The organism is Saccharibacillus sp. O23 (assembly GCF_002205895.1).
GTDB lineage: Bacteria > Bacillota > Bacilli > Paenibacillales > Paenibacillaceae > Saccharibacillus.
Genome location: NZ_NJDE01000018.1, coordinates 148,739 through 166,005 on the forward strand (window position 1 = coordinate 148,739; position 17,267 = coordinate 166,005).

The 17,267-nt window shown below is 57.3% G+C and carries 14 protein-coding genes; 8 read left to right on the top strand and 6 right to left on the bottom strand.

Features of this window, described 5'->3' with window-relative positions; genetic code table 11:
* Nucleotides 1–72: 72 nt before the first annotated feature.
* The 3 genes from CDO73_RS19910 to CDO73_RS19920 all read right to left on the bottom strand — a co-directional run bounded on the left by CDO73_RS19910 (nt 73) and on the right by CDO73_RS19920 (nt 3,111).
* Nucleotides 73–1,716 (bottom strand): hypothetical protein, encoded by a 1,644-nt coding sequence (locus CDO73_RS19910; RefSeq protein ID WP_088490273.1) that lies wholly within the window; start codon nt 1,714–1,716, stop codon nt 73–75.
* A gap of 78 nt (nt 1,717–1,794) precedes the next feature.
* Nucleotides 1,795–2,268: a hypothetical protein gene (locus CDO73_RS19915; protein ID WP_256972780.1), complete on the bottom strand. Its 474-nt coding sequence runs from the start codon at nt 2,266–2,268 to the stop codon at nt 1,795–1,797.
* A gap of 204 nt (nt 2,269–2,472) precedes the next feature.
* A complete protein-coding gene (locus CDO73_RS19920; RefSeq protein WP_088490275.1) occupies nt 2,473–3,111 on the bottom strand; it encodes a cyclodeaminase/cyclohydrolase family protein in 639 nt (212 codons plus the stop codon).
* 259 nt (nt 3,112–3,370) lie between these two features.
* On the opposite strand from CDO73_RS19920, the gene CDO73_RS19925 reads away from it, so the two are divergent.
* The 4 genes from CDO73_RS19925 to CDO73_RS19940 all read left to right on the top strand — a co-directional run bounded on the left by CDO73_RS19925 (nt 3,371) and on the right by CDO73_RS19940 (nt 7,547).
* Entirely contained in the window at nt 3,371–4,237 is an 867-nt protein-coding gene (locus tag CDO73_RS19925) for an ABC transporter permease subunit (protein ID WP_088490276.1), read from the top strand.
* A 21-nt stretch (nt 4,238–4,258) separates the two neighbouring features.
* Nucleotides 4,259–5,170, top strand: coding sequence for an ABC transporter permease (locus CDO73_RS19930; protein WP_088490277.1), 912 nt, complete (start codon nt 4,259–4,261; stop codon nt 5,168–5,170).
* 156 nt (nt 5,171–5,326) lie between these two features.
* Complete coding sequence (locus CDO73_RS19935; protein WP_088490278.1) at nt 5,327–6,328, top strand: Gfo/Idh/MocA family protein; 1,002 nt, start codon at nt 5,327–5,329, stop codon at nt 6,326–6,328.
* Nucleotides 6,329–6,455: 127 nt separating this feature from the next.
* Nucleotides 6,456–7,547 (top strand): FAD:protein FMN transferase, encoded by a 1,092-nt coding sequence (locus CDO73_RS19940; protein ID WP_088490279.1) that lies wholly within the window; start codon nt 6,456–6,458, stop codon nt 7,545–7,547.
* Nucleotides 7,548–7,689: 142 nt separating this feature from the next.
* Here CDO73_RS19940 and CDO73_RS19945 read toward each other — a convergent pair whose 3' ends face one another.
* Nucleotides 7,690–9,585 (bottom strand): bifunctional 2',3'-cyclic-nucleotide 2'-phosphodiesterase/3'-nucleotidase, encoded by a 1,896-nt coding sequence (locus CDO73_RS19945; protein ID WP_088490280.1) that lies wholly within the window; start codon nt 9,583–9,585, stop codon nt 7,690–7,692.
* Between the two features lie 404 nt (nt 9,586–9,989).
* Between CDO73_RS19945 and CDO73_RS19950 the strand changes: the two genes are divergently transcribed.
* The 4 genes from CDO73_RS19950 to phnE (CDO73_RS19965) all read left to right on the top strand — a co-directional run bounded on the left by CDO73_RS19950 (nt 9,990) and on the right by phnE (CDO73_RS19965) (nt 13,557).
* Nucleotides 9,990–10,955 carry a phosphate/phosphite/phosphonate ABC transporter substrate-binding protein gene (locus CDO73_RS19950; protein ID WP_088490281.1) on the top strand — a complete coding sequence of 322 codons (966 nt, stop codon included), beginning with the start codon at nt 9,990–9,992 and terminating at the stop codon, nt 10,953–10,955.
* A 165-nt stretch (nt 10,956–11,120) separates the two neighbouring features.
* A complete protein-coding gene (gene phnC / locus CDO73_RS19955) occupies nt 11,121–11,912 on the top strand; it encodes a phosphonate ABC transporter ATP-binding protein (protein WP_088490282.1) in 792 nt (263 codons plus the stop codon).
* Nucleotides 11,909–12,763, top strand: coding sequence for a phosphonate ABC transporter, permease protein PhnE (gene phnE, locus CDO73_RS19960; protein WP_088490283.1), 855 nt, complete (start codon nt 11,909–11,911; stop codon nt 12,761–12,763). The genes phnC and phnE (CDO73_RS19960) overlap by 4 nt, the downstream gene beginning before the upstream one ends.
* The gene (gene phnE, locus CDO73_RS19965; protein WP_088490284.1) at nt 12,760–13,557 is read left to right on the top strand and encodes a phosphonate ABC transporter, permease protein PhnE; all 798 of its coding nucleotides are present in this window, start codon (nt 12,760–12,762) and stop codon (nt 13,555–13,557) included. The genes phnE (CDO73_RS19960) and phnE (CDO73_RS19965) overlap by 4 nt, the downstream gene beginning before the upstream one ends.
* Nucleotides 13,558–14,102: 545 nt before the next feature.
* On the opposite strand, the gene CDO73_RS19970 is transcribed toward phnE (CDO73_RS19965), so the two are convergent.
* A complete protein-coding gene (locus CDO73_RS19970) occupies nt 14,103–15,329 on the bottom strand; it encodes an AAA family ATPase (protein ID WP_256972784.1) in 1,227 nt (408 codons plus the stop codon).
* Between the two features lie 106 nt (nt 15,330–15,435).
* Nucleotides 15,436–16,860: an RtcB family protein gene (locus CDO73_RS19975; protein WP_256972781.1), complete on the bottom strand. Its 1,425-nt coding sequence runs from the start codon at nt 16,858–16,860 to the stop codon at nt 15,436–15,438.
* Nucleotides 16,861–17,267 lie beyond the last annotated feature (407 nt).

Genomic DNA, 17,267 nt, shown 5'->3' on the forward strand with positions numbered 1-17,267 from the left:
ATCGAACGATCGCACGCCGAAAAGTCACGCCCTTTGCAAAAAGGGGCGTGACTTTTTGTCGTTATTCTTGCTTTATTTGGCGTAATCCCCGAACTCCGCTTCCCGCCCGTCGATCTTCGCCGACGTTTCGCCGTTTTCGTCCGACGACAGCTCCAGACGGCGGCTGTGCAGGCTGCGATAGCTGACGCCGCGCCCGTCCGGCGCAAAGACCGGAGCGCGGCCCTGCATCAGCTCGGCGAATCCTTCCAGGTCTTCGACGTCCAGACTCTCCGCTTCTTCCTCGCTCGCCGCTTCGATCACGACGGCGTTGGCAGCGCCCGTGCCGCGCACGTTGACCCGATCGTCCGCTTCCTCCGCTTCGTAATCGCCGCGCAGATACACGGCCAGATACACGCCTGCCGCTCGGCCGAACAGCGCCCGCTCTTCTTTGATCCATTCGCCTTTCGGCAGCACGCCTACGATCGTCGGATCTTCGCCTTCGGGCACCGGATACAGAGCCAGCACCGCGCTTCGGTCCGGCAGAATCTTCGCGTACGGACTCTCGTGGCGCAGATCGCCTTCGCCGTATCCTTGTCCCGGATGGATAAAATACGCTTGATTGACGCTGCCGCCCAGTTCGTACGACAGCGGCAGCGTGATGTCCCAACGATGCTGCTCGTTATCGAACTCTTCCGAACGTTCCCACATGCCGCCCGCCGCGTAAGCGTCGGTCAGATACGTATAGCTGTGCAGTTCGCGGTCCGAGCCGTCTTCCCGCGGCTTGAGGATCTTCTTTTTGACCTCGACGGGCACCAGACGATCCATGGCCGCTCGGCGGGCATGCTCGGGCGCTTCATAATACAAGAATCCCGCATATTCGGCGCGAACGAGCTGCGGCGGCAGCTTGAAATCGCCGTACTGCAAATAATCGAACGCCACGTTGCCGTCTTTGGGCGCGTCCGCGGCAAGTCCGCGCGCATGCGGTCCGGCCCACGCTCCGCCGATATGGTGCAGAGAACGTTCGGTCCAGAGGAAATCCAGCATGGCGTTCAGGTCCGCCGTAATGTCTTCGTCGTCCAGCAGCAGCCGGGCGCAGGCGAACGCCTGAACCCAATGCCAGAACCACGGCTGCGAGCCGTATTCGTGCATCCCTCGGGATCGGACGCGTTCCAGCAGCGCCTTCAGCGAGCGCCGCCCGTCTTCCAACAGCTCGTCGTCGCCGTAGAACGACCCGAACAGCAGCTTGGCCGCGGTATACTTGGCCTCGTGATGCCCGTATTCCCGCAGCGGCCGGTCGTAGAACCGACCGTCGTAGACCGCTTGCAGCGCCGTCTCGAATCCGGCGCGCAGTTCCTGCGGCAGCGAGCCGCCGCAGCGCTCGAAGAAATACAGCATCAGGCTGCCCATCAATTCGACCGGCAGCGGATGCGGCTCCGCCGCGCTCGGGTCGTCGCCCAGATTCAGCGGCCAATGGCCGTAAGTCCCGCTGCCTTCGCGGCGGTCCTGAAGTTCCAGCACGCGGCCGAATACGGCTTCCGCCGTGCGCTTGGCCTGCTCGCGGTCGAACCGGACCTTGATCTCCGGGTCCGACGCCGCCGCATGCAGATACGACGCGTAATAGAAATTGTTCCGAATATCGTCGTGGAACCAGAGTCCGCTGGGCAGCAATTCGCGCGCGGCCGCCTGCGCGGCCACCTTGCCGACCACTTGGCGGCTTCTTTTCTCGACAGTCAACATGAATACGTTCATCCTTTCTCGGCCGCCCGTTCCGTTCGGATGCGCGCGGCTTCTATGCCTCTTTCTATGCTTCTATGTCTATCGCTTCGCTCCGGTCAGCCCGGCCGCGAACTTCCGCGCGCAGTCTTCCAGCAGCAAGCAGAACGAACGATTATGCCCGATATAAAAAGACGACAGGTCGTAGCGTTCCCGCTGCGGTTCCCATACGGCCAATAACCGGCGTCCCATTCGGCCGAGCGCGTAATCCACGAACGGACGCGTTCTCGGTCCTTCATGCAAAGTGACGTACGCGTACAACGAATGGTCTTCCGGTTCGTCCAGCACGCTGACGCCCGCGCAGGAAAATTCCGTACGCACGCCGATCCCGTTCAGAACGCGAAGGCAAGCGTACAGTTCGGCATCCACTTCTTCGCCTTCGTACGCAAGCGTGCGTTTAGGCGAGCGGGCCGTTTTGTCGCGCTCCGCCCATGCGGCCAATTCTTCCCGCCGTTTGATCCACAGCGGACGATCCTGCCCGCTCAGCACTACTTCTTCGATCCGATCGCTGTCCAACGCGCCCATCTCCCATTTTCGGCAATTCGCCGCCGCGGTCTTTAGACCGTGTACGGTTTCTTATCCATTATGACATAATTCGCGCTTCGGCGTACCATCCCGGCGGAAGCCGATCCGCAGAAGTCGAAATCGTCCGTATCGGAGCTCCGCCGATGCCGCGTGCGGATGAACCGTCGTTCGCCTCTTCGCTTCGATCTTCGAACGTCACGCCCGCGTTTCCGCGGCGCGTTCGATCGCCTGCGCCACTTCGTTCAAGGTCCGATTCTTCAACTGCTCCGCCTGAAGCAGTAGTCTGTCGGCACGATCGCCGAACATCTCGCGTTCCCGGCTGTCGAGACAGGCCGGCAGATTGATGCGCACCGTCAGATAAGCGGAACGGGCCGCCGCTTCGAACATGACGATTCCGATGCCCAGATCCGACAAGACATGTTCCCTTGTCGCTTCGGCGATGCCTTGCGCGCCGCGAAGACCGCGCACGCAGACCTCCATCAGCGCGAGCGGAACTTCGAGCGTCCTGCGCACCGCTTCGGCCAGCCGCTCGTCGTCCGGCGAATCGGCCGCTTCGCTGGCCGCCAGATAATCGGCGAATCCGCGCATGTCTTCCGACATGAGACGTTCGCACCGCTCGGCGATCTGCGCCATCTCTTTCTCGGCGGCGTCGATGCGCTCGCGTTGATCGGGCGTCCGTTCGCGATGCGACAAGCTTGCGGCCATCGAAGTCATCGCCGAGCCTAGCGCGGCGGCGAGCGCCGACGTGCTGCCTCCTCCAGGCGTCGCTTTGACGCTGCCCGCCTTCTCGACGAACTCGCGAATGGTGGAATCCCAAGGCGTCTGTATATTCATGGTCGTTCTCCTCCTTTTTCTGCCTAAAAACGCTTAAGCGTCCGCCTTTTTCATTACCCTCAAACTTATAAAGACGCGCGGCGACGCGATAAAGTTTTAAATGTCACCTTTACTTACGCGATGGATTTTTTTGTCTTGTAAACCGTCTTCGCTTCGTCTACACTAGCGAATAATCCGCTGTTCAATTTTTCCATAATCTGATTATTGCAAAGGGGGCTTTTCTCTGCTCAAGACGCTGCTGCGCTCTCTGTTTGTCGCTTTGTCCGCTCTGACGATCGTTTCGCTGATCGCTCTGATCCCTCGCAGCTTCGACGCGACGACGACCGAAACGTATTGGACGATTCCCAAGGGAAGTCTGGATTGGCAAGCTTACGGCGAAAATATCCGGGGTTTCGCGTCCGACTTGCTTCGCGGTTCGCTCGGCGCTACCCGATACGGAGAACCTGTCGCTCCCGTCGTCTGGAAAGCGCTGCTGCTGAGCCTGCCCGTCGTATTCGGCGCGCTGTTTGCCGGTTTCCTGCTGGGCATTCCCAAAGGCATGCTGGATTACGCACTATCCCGGACGCGTCTCGCCGCGCTCGGCAGCGGCATCACGTGGCTGGTTCAAGCGCTGCCCGACTTTTTCGTTCTGTTGATCATTCGCCGAACGATCATCCATCATCCTCATTGGGACATTCGATTTTTCGCTAGCGAAGGCTGGGAAGCGTTCGTCATTCCGACCGCGATCGCGGCGATCTATCCCGTGTTCTATATCGCGCGGATCACTTCCGCCGCCATCGCTTCCGAAGAAGGCAAAGCTTACGTGCAGACGGCGCGCGCCAAAGGCCTGCCCGAACGTCTCGTGTTCATGCGCCATGTCATGGCCAACGCCTGGGGACGCATATTGGCCCATTTCATGCCGATCGGCGTCTACATCTTGTCGAGCCTGCTGCTAATCGAAGCGCTTCGCAATACGCCGGGTGCCGCGTACCGCATGTTTCAGGCGATCGACTACGATAAGGTGACGGCTTCGACCGGCAACGTGGAACCCGGCGTCATCATCGGCACCGCGCTTTGCTTCATGCTGCTGGCCCAGATTTTCCATGGGATCGGATACTGGGCGCGCCGACGCCTGATCGCCAAATAGACCGGAAAGGAAACGCCTCTTATGAAAAAAAACGTCATGCTCGGAATCGGCGGCTGCATGCTCGTTCTTCTGCTTGCGATCGCCGTATTCGGCCCTTATTTGCCTTTTATCGATCGCCAGCTCACAGCGGAACGTTTTCGGATGGAGAACGGGCATCTGATCCGCGCGCCTTACGATTTCTCTTGGAAAAATCCGCTGGGCTCCAGCAAATTCGGCGTCGATAACCTCAGCCGGATCGTCGTCGGAGTCCGGGCTACGCTGCTGATCGTGGCGGCCGTATCGCTGCTTCGTTATGCGGTCGGCATTCCGCTCGGCCTGCTGGCCCGGCGCGGCAAAGGTTTCGCTTATGCCTTGCTCGGCTGGTTGAACGGGGTGTTCTCTTCCGTTCCGACGCTGCTCATGACCGTGCTGCTGGCGGCCGTTCCTTTTTTCCTTTTCTCTTCCGGACGCTTGTATTGGATGATCGCGATCATGGCGCTGGTCGAAGTCGGACGAGTCGGCTATATCGTGCAGCAGCAATCTTCGTCGATCTCGCGGGAATCCTACATGGAAGCGGGACAAGCTCTCGGACTTCGGCCTCTCCGCTTGTGGAAAGCGTATTACATACCGGCGCTTCTGCCGGAGATGATCGTCAACTTCTGCTTGGATCTCGGCAAAGTCCTGATTCTGATCGGGCAGCTCGGCGTATTGACCGTCTATCTGAATCCGGGCTCGGCGGAAGCGGGCATGAACAACGATTTCGAATTCGTCAATACGGCTAACGATTGGGGCTCCATGATCTCCGATCATATTCCCGACATGAACACCGGGCATTTCGGTTCGATCCTGATCCCCGTTTTCGCGATCGTCTACGCCGTGCTGGCGTTCAGCTTGTTGGGCGAAGGACTTCGCAGGCATTTTAACGGGATCGGACGCGGCAGATCGACGCCTTGAAGACGAAGCGCGCGGAACCCGGCCGTTTCGAATCGGCAAGCCTTAATCCGTTCGTATCGCGCCAAAAATTCCGAATCCTAAGTTGACGACTCGTGTTATGATGAACGGGAACGTTATCGCTTTCTTCAATCAAATGAACCGGGAGTGGATTTATTCATGATTCGATTCGGCATGATCGGCACGAATTTTATTACGGAACGTTTTATCGACGCGGCGCGGCAAACGGACGGGCTGGAACTGGCGGCCGTCTATTCGCGCACGCAAGAACGCGCGGAGGCATTCGCCGACCGTTACGGGATCGGGCTTACATTCACGGACCTCGATGAAATGGCCGCTTCGGACCGGATCGACGCCGTGTACATCGCCAGCCCCAATTCGCTGCATGCGGAGCAAGCCGTGCTGTTCCTGCGCAGCGGCAAACACGTCCTGTGCGAAAAACCGATGGCTTCCAACGCGAGCGAAGTCCGCGAGATGTTCGCTGCGGCCGAGGAAAGCGGCGCCGTATTGATGGAAGCGGTCAAAACGACTTTGCTGCCGGCTTTTCTGCTGATGCGCGAAAACCTGCACAAGATCGGACCGATCCGGCGTTATTTCGCCAATTACGGCCAATATTCTTCGCGTTACGACGCTTACAAAGAAGGCATGGTGCTGAACGCGTTCCGACCGGAATTCTCGAACGGAGCGCTCATGGATCTGGGTTTGTACTGCATCTATCCGATGGCGCTTCTTTTCGGCAAGCCGGAAGAGATCAAAGCTTCGGCCTTCATGCTGGAATCCGGCGTGGACGGCGAAGGCACGGTGATTGCCCGCTATCCGGACATGGAAGCGGTTGCCAGTTTTTCGAAAATTACCGATTCCTATGTGCCGTCCGAGATTCAAGGCGAGCTGGGAAGCATCTTGATCGACAAGATCAGCGAACCGCGCAGCGTACAGATCCGTTATCGCGACGGCAGCATCGAAGATCTGAGCGAACCGGCCGGCAAGCCCGTCATGAGCTACGAGCTGCAGGAGTTCGTGGACGTGATCGCTTCGGGCGCCAAAGAATCTTCCGTCAATTCCAAAGCTTGTTCGCTGACCGCGGCCGAGATCATGGAAGAAGCCCGGCGGCAGTTCGGCCTCGTCTATCCGGCGGACCGAAAATATCCGCAACAAAAATAATCAAAAATTTGACTAATTTTTCGCGTTTGTTCGCCGCCCGGTGAGTTATGATGGTTGTGAGGAGTTTCACGTACTTTTTTCGAAAAACAAACGTCGAACGCTCCACTCTAACGGGACGGTGAATGGAATGATGCAAAATTATGCAAGCAAAGCGATAAAGGCGGCAGCCGCTGCCGTATTGATCGCGGGCGTGCTGAGCGGCTGCGGAAAGACCGACGGCGACAATCAAGCGACGGCTCAGACGCAGAAGGCCGATCCGGTGTCGGCAACTTTTTATGTCTACGATACGGTCGCGACCATCAAGATTTACGACGAAAAAGCGACCGAACAAAATATCGACGAGATTCGCGACCTGCTCGGCAAAATCGATCTGGAATTGAGCCGCACGAATCCGGACAGCGACCTGTACAAAGTTAATGCGGCTTCCGGCCGGGAAGCGGTCAAAGTCTCGCAAGGCACGTTCGACGTCGTCAAAAAAGCGTTGGAGTATTCCGAGGCCACGAACGGCCTGCTCGATCCGACGATCGGCCCGCTGATCAATCTGTGGGACATCGGTCACGAAGACGCGAAAGTCCCGAACAAAGACGAGCTTGAAAAAGCGCGTAAACTGACCGATTATCGCAAAGTCGAGATGGACGAAAGCGCAATGACGATCAAACTCGAAGAACCCGGCATGGTACTCGATCTGGGTTCGATCGGTAAAGGTTACGCCGCCGACCAAGTGTCTCTGTATCTGCAAAAACACGACTTGACCAGCGCGCTGATCAATCTCGGCGGCAGCAGCATCATCGCCGTCGGCGGCAAGCCGGGCGGCGCGGACTGGAACGTAGGGCTGCAGGACCCGGACAAGAACCGCGGCAGCCAGCTCGGCACGCTCAAGATCAATAACGAAACGATCGATTCTTCGGGCGTATACGAACGTTACTTCATGCAGGGCGGCGTCCGCTACCACCATATTCTCGATCCGCGCACCGGTTATCCGACGCAGAACGGCCTAATGAGCATCACGATCGTGAGCGACAACGCCACCGACGCCGACGCGCTCTCCACCGCCGCTTTCGTCATGGGCTTGAAAGACGGCATGGCGTATATCGAGAAGCAGAAAGGCGTCGAAGCCTTCTTCGTCATGGACGACAACAAGATTTATGCGACCAGCGGACTGAAAGACCGGATCAACTTGACGTCCGACGTCTACAGCATGGCCGACGGTCAGCAGTAAGTCGGCGTTAGACGCATCCGATCCCTGCTGCCAAGCCTCTCTCGATCGAATACGCCGAAATGCTCGTCAAAAAGACCTCATTCTTCGCTCCGAAGCGAAAAACGAGGTCTTTTTTTGATGCAAAACTTACTTTACCGACTTTCTAAAGTCTTTCCTGAACGGACATGTCCCATTCGAAACGAGCGAACCCGTCATCGGTCATGCCGACGAACGACAAGCCTTCGGGCCCTTCGCTCGCGCGTGCTTCCGGCGAAGAAAGCAGCTCGATTTTAAGCCCGGCGGGTATGCCGACAATCGTCCAATTTTTATCGGCTTTCGGCGACAAAACGCCGGATTCGCGGATATAATCGGTCAGAATCTGCCGATTCTCGTCCGGGGAATCGAGCACGACGCGCCGCCCGTCGGGATTGGCGACCGGCGTGGAGAACGCCCGATAATTATTGGTGGCGACCACGAACTTCTCGTCCGCCTGCACCGGACGACCTTCATATCGAAGATCGCCGATCCGTTCGCTGTCCGGCCGAAGCAGTTCGCACGAAGCCGAATATCGGGCAGGTCTGCCGATATCGATCGTATAAGTCACGCCGTCGATAATATCGAAGTTGAACGACGGGAAGTCCGGGTCGATCAAGCGCTGGCCGTCCCCTCCCGCCGGATCGATCGTCCGGAACAATCCGGCCGACCATTCCAGCCACTCTTTCAATTCCGCTCCGCTCAGCAGCAGCGCGCATAACGTGTTCGGATAATTGTACAGATCGGCGATATGTTTGACGGCCAGCGGCCCTGCCGGAATATTCGTGTAATACGAAGGGCCGTATCGTCCTCCCGTCTTGAACGGCGCTCCGGCGGCCAATACGGGCAGCTCGGCATACGGCGTGTCCGCAAGTTCCCGGCGCACGTACCGCCGCTGCGCGTCGTTGACGATCTGTACCGAAGCGCTGTCCAGAGCCAGCGCGAAGAAACTGTCGAGCGGTTCGGTCGTTTCTCCGACCGGCGTGCGGATATAGGCCAACGTGCCTTCATGGGCTTCGCGCAATACGCGTTCGGCGGCTTCGTCGCTTCTCGCGAGCGGCATTCCTTTGGCCGAATCGTACACGGGACGCGCTTCGCAGCGGCTGTCCGTCACGCTCCATCCCGCTTCCGTCAACTCCAGCTCCAGATCGATGACTCCCAGATGATCGCCCGCATAACCCGCTTCGACGGCCGGAATCCCGTTGATCGTTCCGTTTCCGAGATCGACGCCCGTTTTTCCTTCGAAAGCCGCGCTCGGAAACACCTTATGCGCATGACCGAACAAGATCGCGTCGATGCCCGGAATCCGGCTGAGATGCAGCACCGCGTTTTCCGTCATCGGCGCTTCCGGCAGATCTTCGTAACCGCAATGCGCCAGCAGGATCACCAGATCGGCGCCGGCTTCTTTCAGTTTCGGCACGAACGTTCGGACGGATTCGGCCATATCTTCCGCAATCAGTTTGCCTTCCAGATTGGCTTTGTCCCAACTCATGATCTGCGGCGTCACGACGCCGAGCACGCCGATCTTGAACGGATGAATCCCGCCCTCTTCGTCTTCGATCTCCCGTTCCAACAGCAAGTACGGCGGCAGATAAGACGCTCGACCCGTGCCGTCCTGCCCGATGCGGTACAGATTGGCGTTGGTATAAGGGAACGCCGCTCCGGCCAACGCGCGATCCAGATATTCCAATCCGTAATTGAATTCGTGGTTGCCCAGCGTAGCCGCATCGTAACCGAGCAAGTTCATCGCTTCGTAAGCCGGATGAATCCGCTCGCCTTCGCCGACGGCTTGACCGGCCGCGTAATCGCCCATCGGATTGCCCTGCAGCAGATCGCCGTTGTCGAAGAGCAGCACGTTTCGGCTCTCCGCTCTGGCCTGCCGAATTAACGCGGCCGTACGGACGAACCCGTAAGCTTCCGTCGCCCGGTCGCCGTAATAATCATAACTTGTCATATGCATATGCAGATCGGTTGTCTCCAACACGCGTACATTCGCTTTAATCCTCAGTTTACTCTCCTCCGTCATGTGAGTTGGATGGTACCTTTTTTCAACTATACATTTTTTAAAATAATTTTTGTTAACTTTTTCAGATAAAAATCGTGCAATTTTCGTTTTTTGTGGTATTATCTGTTGTGCAACGGAATTCACCAATGGTAGGTAATGATGAATTAGGTACATTACCTAACATGTTAGGTGTTAATGTTCGGTTTTCAGAATGCTGCTGCTTGAAGTTTTCCCATTTTCCCGGCTTGATTAGAATGACACCGCCGAGTATTTTGCGCAAGAGACGCGTCAGTTTTTTACATTTTTTTAACAAAACTCGTGTCTTGACTTTACTCAGGCTCAGGAAAATGCTGGTACACTTCTGGTTGTCGGCTTCGAAAACGAAGTTCACGCACATAACAACCAAACCTGAGGGGGAAAAGATTTTGTTCAAGAAAGTACTTACGGTCTGCATGTCTCTGGCTCTTACGGCGGGCCTGGCAGCTTGCGGCAGCAGCTCCAACAACGCATCCGGCAACGCGTCCGGTTCGACGGAAGGCGAAACGGCGGCGGCGGGTTACGCGCCTAAAGAACTGAACGTGCAATTCGTTCCTTCGCAGAACGCAGACACGCTCGAAGCCAAAGCGAAGCCGCTCGAAAAGCTTCTCGGCGACAAACTGGGCATTCCGGTACATGTCAGCGTATCTCCTAACTATAACACCATCATCGAAGCGATGACGGCGAAGCAAGTCGACGTCGGCTTCCTGCCTCCGAACGCATACGTATTGGCGCACGACGTCAGAAAATCGGCCGACCTGCTGCTGCAAGCGCAGCGTTACGGCGTCGACGAAGCGACCGGTCAACCGACCGAAGAGAAAGTCGACTTCTACCGCTCGTTGATTCTCGTGAAAAAAGATTCCGGCATCAAAAAGCTCGAAGACCTCAAAGGCAAAAAAATGGGCTGGCAGGACGTAACGTCGTCCGCGGGTTACGTATTCCCGGCCGCTGCCATGATCAAAGCCGGCATGAAGCCGGATACGGACGTCGAAGGCATTACGCTCAAAGGCCACGACCAAGCGGTATTGGCTCTGCTGAACGGACAAGTCGACGCGGTCGCGGTGTTCCAAGACGCCCGCAACACGGTCAAAAAAGATATTCCGGACGTCTTCGACAAAACGGAAATCCTTTTCGCGACAGACAAAATCCCGAACGACACGGTCAGCGTGCGCAGCGACATGACGCAGGAATGGAAAGACAAGATCGCCGACGCGTTCATCGCGCTGGGTAACGATCCGGAAGGCCAAAAAGTCATCAACGACGTGTACACGCATGTCGGTTACGCCAAAGGCGACGACGCGAACTTCCAAATCGTTCGCGAATCGGCCGAAGCGGTCGGTCAAAAGATCCAATAATCCGCTTCATTTCATTCTTTTCGCGAAACCCGATGATTCCTTGCAGCGCCGCTTGCGGTCTTCAACAGCCGCCAAGCGGCGCTGTGCGGCGTTTCGAGCGGGACTCTCTATCCAACCTAACCGGCCCTGCCTTCAAGGCAGCCTTGCCGGAGAAAGCAGGCAGCGATGATCGAATTCAAAAATGTAGTGAAACAATATCCGAACGGCACGATCGGCCTGAACAATATCAATCTGACGATCGGCGAAGGCGAATTCGTCGTGATCGTCGGACTGTCGGGCGCAGGCAAATCGACGCTTCTCCGTTCCGTCAATCGGCTGCACGACATCAGCTCGGGCGAGATCGTCGTGGACGGCAAATCCATCACCAAAGCGAGCGGCAAGCAGCTTCGGCGCATCCGCCGCGATATCGGCATGATCTTTCAGAGCTTCAACCTTGTCAAACGGGCTACCGTGCTGCGCAACGTGCTGTCCGGCCGAGTCGGCTACCATTCCACGTTCAGCACCATGTTCGGCTATTTCCCGAAAGAAGACCATGATATCGCGCTGGATGCGCTGAGCCGCGTCAATATCCGCGAGAAAGCTTACAGCCGCGCCGATCAATTGTCCGGCGGCCAGCAGCAGCGCGTCTCGATCGCCCGCGCGCTGGCGCAGAAACCCAAGGTCATTCTGGCCGACGAACCGGTCGCTTCGCTCGACCCGCTGACGACGCGTCAGGTCATGGACGATCTTCAGCGCATTAACCGCGAATTGAAGATCACGACGATCGTCAACCTGCACTTTATCGATCTGGCCCGCGAATACGCGACGCGCATCATCGGCCTTCGCGCAGGCGAAGTCGTATTCGACGGTCCGGTCTCCGAAGCGACCGACGCCAAGTTCGCCGAGATCTACGGCCGTCCGATCAACGAAGACGAGCTGCTGGCGGCCGAGGCCGCGAAAGGAGGCGTGACGGTATGACGCCTGCTCCTACGCCGGAAACGGCGGAAGTGGGAGCGCCGCCTCCTCCGCCGTCCAAGAAACCGGCTCCGACGATAGACTCGAAAGGCCCGCAGCGTTTCAAAGCGTTGTTCACGTGGTTGGCCTTCATCGTAGTCATCGTGGTCTGCGGCATCCGCGTAGACGCCGACTTCGTACAATTGTTCAGCAAAAACTCGATGGATAATGTCGGACGGATCATGAACGATCTGATCCGTCCGGATTGGAGTTACACAGGCCGGATCTTGCCGGCCATGATCGAGACCGTGCAGATCGCGATCGCCGGCACGGTCATCGGCTCGGTGCTTGCCGTACCGGTGGCGCTGCTGTGCGCAGTCAACGTCATGCCGAAGAAGATCGTCACGATCCCGGCACGGATCGTATTGAACTTGGTTCGTACGATTCCGGACCTGTTGTTCGCCGCCGTGTTCGTGGCCGTATTCGGCATCGGCGCGTTCGCCGGCATGCTGGCGCTCGTGTTCTTCTCGTTCGGTCTGGTCGCCAAGCTGACGTACGAAGCGATCGAAGCGATCGATCCGGGTCCGCTCGAAGCGATGACCGCTTCGGGCGCGAACAAGATCCAATTGATCGTGTTCGGCGTCATTCCGCAGGCGCTGCCTTATTTCTTCTCGTACGTGCTGTACACCTTCGAAGTCAACGTGCGCGCAGCGGCGGTACTCGGCTTCGTCGGCGCGGGCGGCATCGGCCTGCATCTGGATCAGCAGCTTAATTCCCTGCGTTACGACCGGGCTTCGACCATCATTCTGCTGACGCTCGTGATCGTCTTGGTCATCGATTACGCCAGCACTTACTTACGGAGGAAATTGCTATGAATCAATCCGTTCCTTCCAGCTCCCGTCTGCCGCTGATCCGCAACTGGATCGTCGGCATTCTGCTGATCGTGCTCTTCGGCTGGTCGCTGTCCGCGATGAAATTCGAAGGGATTCAAGAATACGGCGCGCAAGTCATGGCTTCGATCTGGGAAGGCTTCACCCACCCCGACTGGGATTACGTCTATCTGCCGGAAGGCGAAGATCTGCTGCGCGGACTGCTCGAGACGCTGATCATCTCGATTCTGGGCACGTTCATCTCGGCGTTCTTGTGCATACCGTTCGCGTTCTGGGCTTCGTCCAATATGAGCCGCTTTCAAGCGGTCTCGGGCAGCGGCAAATTCGTGCTGACCGTTATCCGGGTCTTCCCGGAGATCATCATGGCGATCTTGTTCATCGTCGCCGTGGGTCCCGGCGCGTTCGCCGGCGTGCTCGCGCTCGGCGTCCATTCGATCGGCATGCTCGCCAAGCTCTATTCCGAAACGATCGAAGCCGTCGATAACGGCCCTCGCGAAGCCTTGATCTCCAGCGGCGCAAGCAAACTTCAAGTGCTGCGTTTCGCGGTTCTGCCGCAGGTCATCCCGCAATTTATCTCGTATGCGCTCTACCGCTTCGAGATCAATATCCGCTCCGCCACCGTATTGGGCTTGGTCGGCGCAGGCGGCATCGGCGTCCCGCTGCTCTTCGCCCTGAGCAGCCGCAACTGGAGCCGCGTCGGCATTATCCTGCTCGGCGTCGTGATCTTGGTCACGATCATCGACCTGATCTCCGGCTGGCTCCGCAGACGGATTATCTGACCCGTTTATCGCCGAAGCCTTTTAACCTTTCATTTATTAGCGATAAACGACTTCGAACTTACGCTTTCGGAAGCTTAACCCTTTCGAAGCTAATAAAAAACGGCCGGGACCTATCAGGTCCTCGGCCGTTTTTTGATATACTTTATCATTCTGATCGATTACTTCGCTTTTCGATTTCGCTTTTGATTTTCTCCCCTCTTCCCCCAAAGCGTCCCCTTTTTTCGGGACGCGCTTTTGTTGAGAAAACTCCCCGCACGGATGACCTGCGGCGCAGGGGGAGTTTCAGTGGAGGAGCTAAAGACTTTCGGAGAAAGTCACTTCGGAAGCATAAGCCAGTGTTCGCCTTTGTCATTGAGAAATCACCTTATAAAAATATAATCCGATTTCTCAATTACAACACGCGATCTAAAAACTTTCGAAGAAAGTTACATCGGAAGCATACGCTAACGAACTTTTCCCCGGAGCCGCCCCGCCCTCCCACCACCCCCAAGTTTTCTCAACAAAAAAAGCGTCCCGAAAACCTTCGGAACGCCTTTTCCCTACCATTATAATTGAAACCCGATCCCGCCGTTCTTCCCATCCATCCATTTCCCGGTCTTCCCTTTGTTAAGCTCTCCGTTCAACGAACGAACGATCGCCGCAAGGTCGGCTTCGCCGCGCTCGTGCCATTCCAGCGCCGCCGAGACGTACAGCTCGCCGAGCTGCGCCATGCTGAAGCCTTTGGTCAACGACACAGCGCGCTCCAGACCTTCTTGATTCACGAATTCCAGCAGGCCGCGGCGTTCCAAGAACGTACGGCGCATCTCTTCGTCCGGCAAAGCGATCTCGTACGAACGATCGAAACGGCCCGCGCGGTTCATGAGGCCCGGATCGATCTTCTCCGGATAGTTGGTCGTGCCGATCAGGAAAATGCCTTCTTTCGACGTCGCCCCATCCAGAATGTTCAGGAAGAACGAACGCACGCTCTGCGGCATGGAATCGATATCTTCGATGACCAGCACCATCGGAGCGAGGCGAGCCGCCGTCTCGAACACTTCCTGCACGGAGCCGCTCGACGTGTATTCCGTGATCTGCCAATAAGCGGCCGGTCCCGGAATGCTGCCCGCGATCGACTTGACCAGCGTCGTTTTGCCGTTGCCGGGACGTCCGTAGAGCAGGATGCCCCGTTTGAACGGCAGATTATGCTTCCGATAGAACGTCCGGTCGGACGCGAAGAACTGATCGAGCGAACGGTAAATTTCTTTTTTCAACGGTTCGGGCAGAATAACGTCGTCCCGCGAGACCGCCCGGGTAATCGGTTCGCTCTCCCGATGAATCCCGTTGTTCGTGTCCGTAAATACCGTGATGCGGCTCTTGTCGCGATTGCGCTGACGGACGCGAACGCCGCTCAGGAACGCGCTGATCGCTTCGTCGCCGGTCGCGAACACGAAATCTTCGCTGTAAATGCCGTGCTGGCGGAACATGGGGATACGCGCGAGCGCTACTCCCTGCGCCGGATACACGAATACGTTGTTGCGAATAGCGGGATGAATCGTATATTCGGCCGTGCTGCTGTCTTCGTCGTACGTGAACGTGCGTCCTTCGATGCCTTCGTACACGCGGCCGGCGCATTCCACTTCGGGCGCGCCTTTCTTGACGTCTTCTTCGAGCAGATCCCAATAATCGCTCGTTCCGTCGTCGCTGGCATACAGCGTATAGGTCACGCCGTAGCGCTCTTCCAACATCGCTTCGATCCCGCGCGTCACGCGGGCGTACGATTCGTACTCCGCCATATTCGGATTGCCCGGTTCGTAAGCGACGACGGTACGTTCTTCGCCGGCCGGCATATCGAGACCCGCGATGCTCAAGCCGTTTTCGGGCTGCAATTTTCTCTCCATATTAAGATCTCGCTCCTTTCACTGCCGCAAGCGGCTTGCATTTGGCTACGACGGAAGCAAGTCCCGCTCCCGTTACGCTGCCGATGATTCGATCGACGTCTTTGTACGCCTGCGGCGATTCGTCGAGAATGACGCCCAGCGAGTTATGATTAACGATCACTTCTTCTTCCGTTCCGACTTTCAGCGCGGCGGCGAACTGATCCACCGTCACCTGACGTTTGGTCGCGCTTCGCGAACGCGCGCGTCCGGCGCCGTGGCAGATCGAATGGTAATTGTCCGCCCCGCTCGGCAGTCCGGCCATGATGTACGACGAAGTTCCCATCGAGCCGGGGATCAGCGCCGGATGGCCCGTTTGCATATAGACATCGGGGTTGTCCGGATGGCCGGCCGGAAGAGCGCGCGTCGCGCCTTTGCGGTGCACGAACCAGTCTTCTCCCCCGTGATGCTCTTCCCAAGCGTAATTGTGCATCAGATCGTATAAAATGTTCATCTCGAATTTCGGCCCGAACACGTCGAGAAACGCTTCCCGGACCGCGTAAGCGATCAGATGCCGGTTCACGACCGCGTAATTCAGCGCCGAAGCCATCATGTCCGCATATCGGCGGCCTTCCGGCGAATCCAGCGGCGCGAAGATCAGCTTGGGATCGTCGGTGCCGAGACCGAGCCGTTTCATGGCGCGAGCCGCCATAGGCGTATACTGCTGACTGACCATCGCTCCCCAAGCCCGCGAACCGGAATGGATCATCACGACGACCTGCCCGTCGTACATGCCCCATTTCTCGGCGATATGCCGATTTTCTTCCGCGATCTCGAGATATTGAATCTCCGCGAAATGGTTGCCGCCTCCTAACGTACCGAGCTGGCGAAGTCCTTTGATCCAAGACGCGTCGGTGACCGCGTTCAATTCTTCCGGATCGAAGGCGAATCTCGCCTGCTCCACATGGGTCAGCGAAGGCGAACGTTTGGCGGAGACGCCGTCCGGCAAATATTTGCCCGGCAGGCCTTTGAGCCCTTTTTGCACGATATGGTCCATTCGCAGATCGGAGAACGCGCCTTTTTTATGAGCTTCCATCGGCAGATATTTTTCGATCCGGTTGACCAGCTTCCGGCGCAAACGCAGATCCTGCACATCCCGGCGGTGCAGATTCGTCAGATGAACCCGCATCCCGCAGCCGATGTCCGTTCCGACGATCGACGGAGAGACCATTCCCTGGTCCATGTTCCAGACCGCCGTCGTGCCGATACACGTTCCGACGCCTACATGCACGTCCGGCGTGTACCCCATGTAGCGGATGCCGGGAATTTGCAGATTGCGTCCGGCCATTTCGAAGACGCGAGCATCCAGACCGTTAAACAATTCCTCGTCGGCATACACATGCACGCTGCCCGAAGGAAGTACCACTTCACGATAATTATAATTAGACATCCGTAAATATTCCATTCCTCTCTATTTGAACAAAGTTGGTACGCTGACCGCAACTAAGGTGAGGTTTCGCCCCTCAAAAACCCGCTTGAACCGTGCGTGTTTCCGAGGGACTCAAACCTTGGATTGAATGCGGTCAACTAGGGTCAAGAAAAAAAGCATAACAAAAAGCCGCGGACCTCTCGTCCGCGGCTATGCCGGTTCAGCCTGAATATTCGGAATCCCCTGCGAGACTCTTCGGTACGCCGTACAAGCAACGTATCGAAGGACAAACGGGGACAAAGCGCTTTTCGCCGCGCAAGTTAGAATCGCGCGGAGAAAAGACGACATTGCCGAAGATCTTCAGACTGCACCGTACCCGTTGAGGACAGGCAGAACGAAAGGCGTAGTTTCGGTTGTCAAATGAGCCT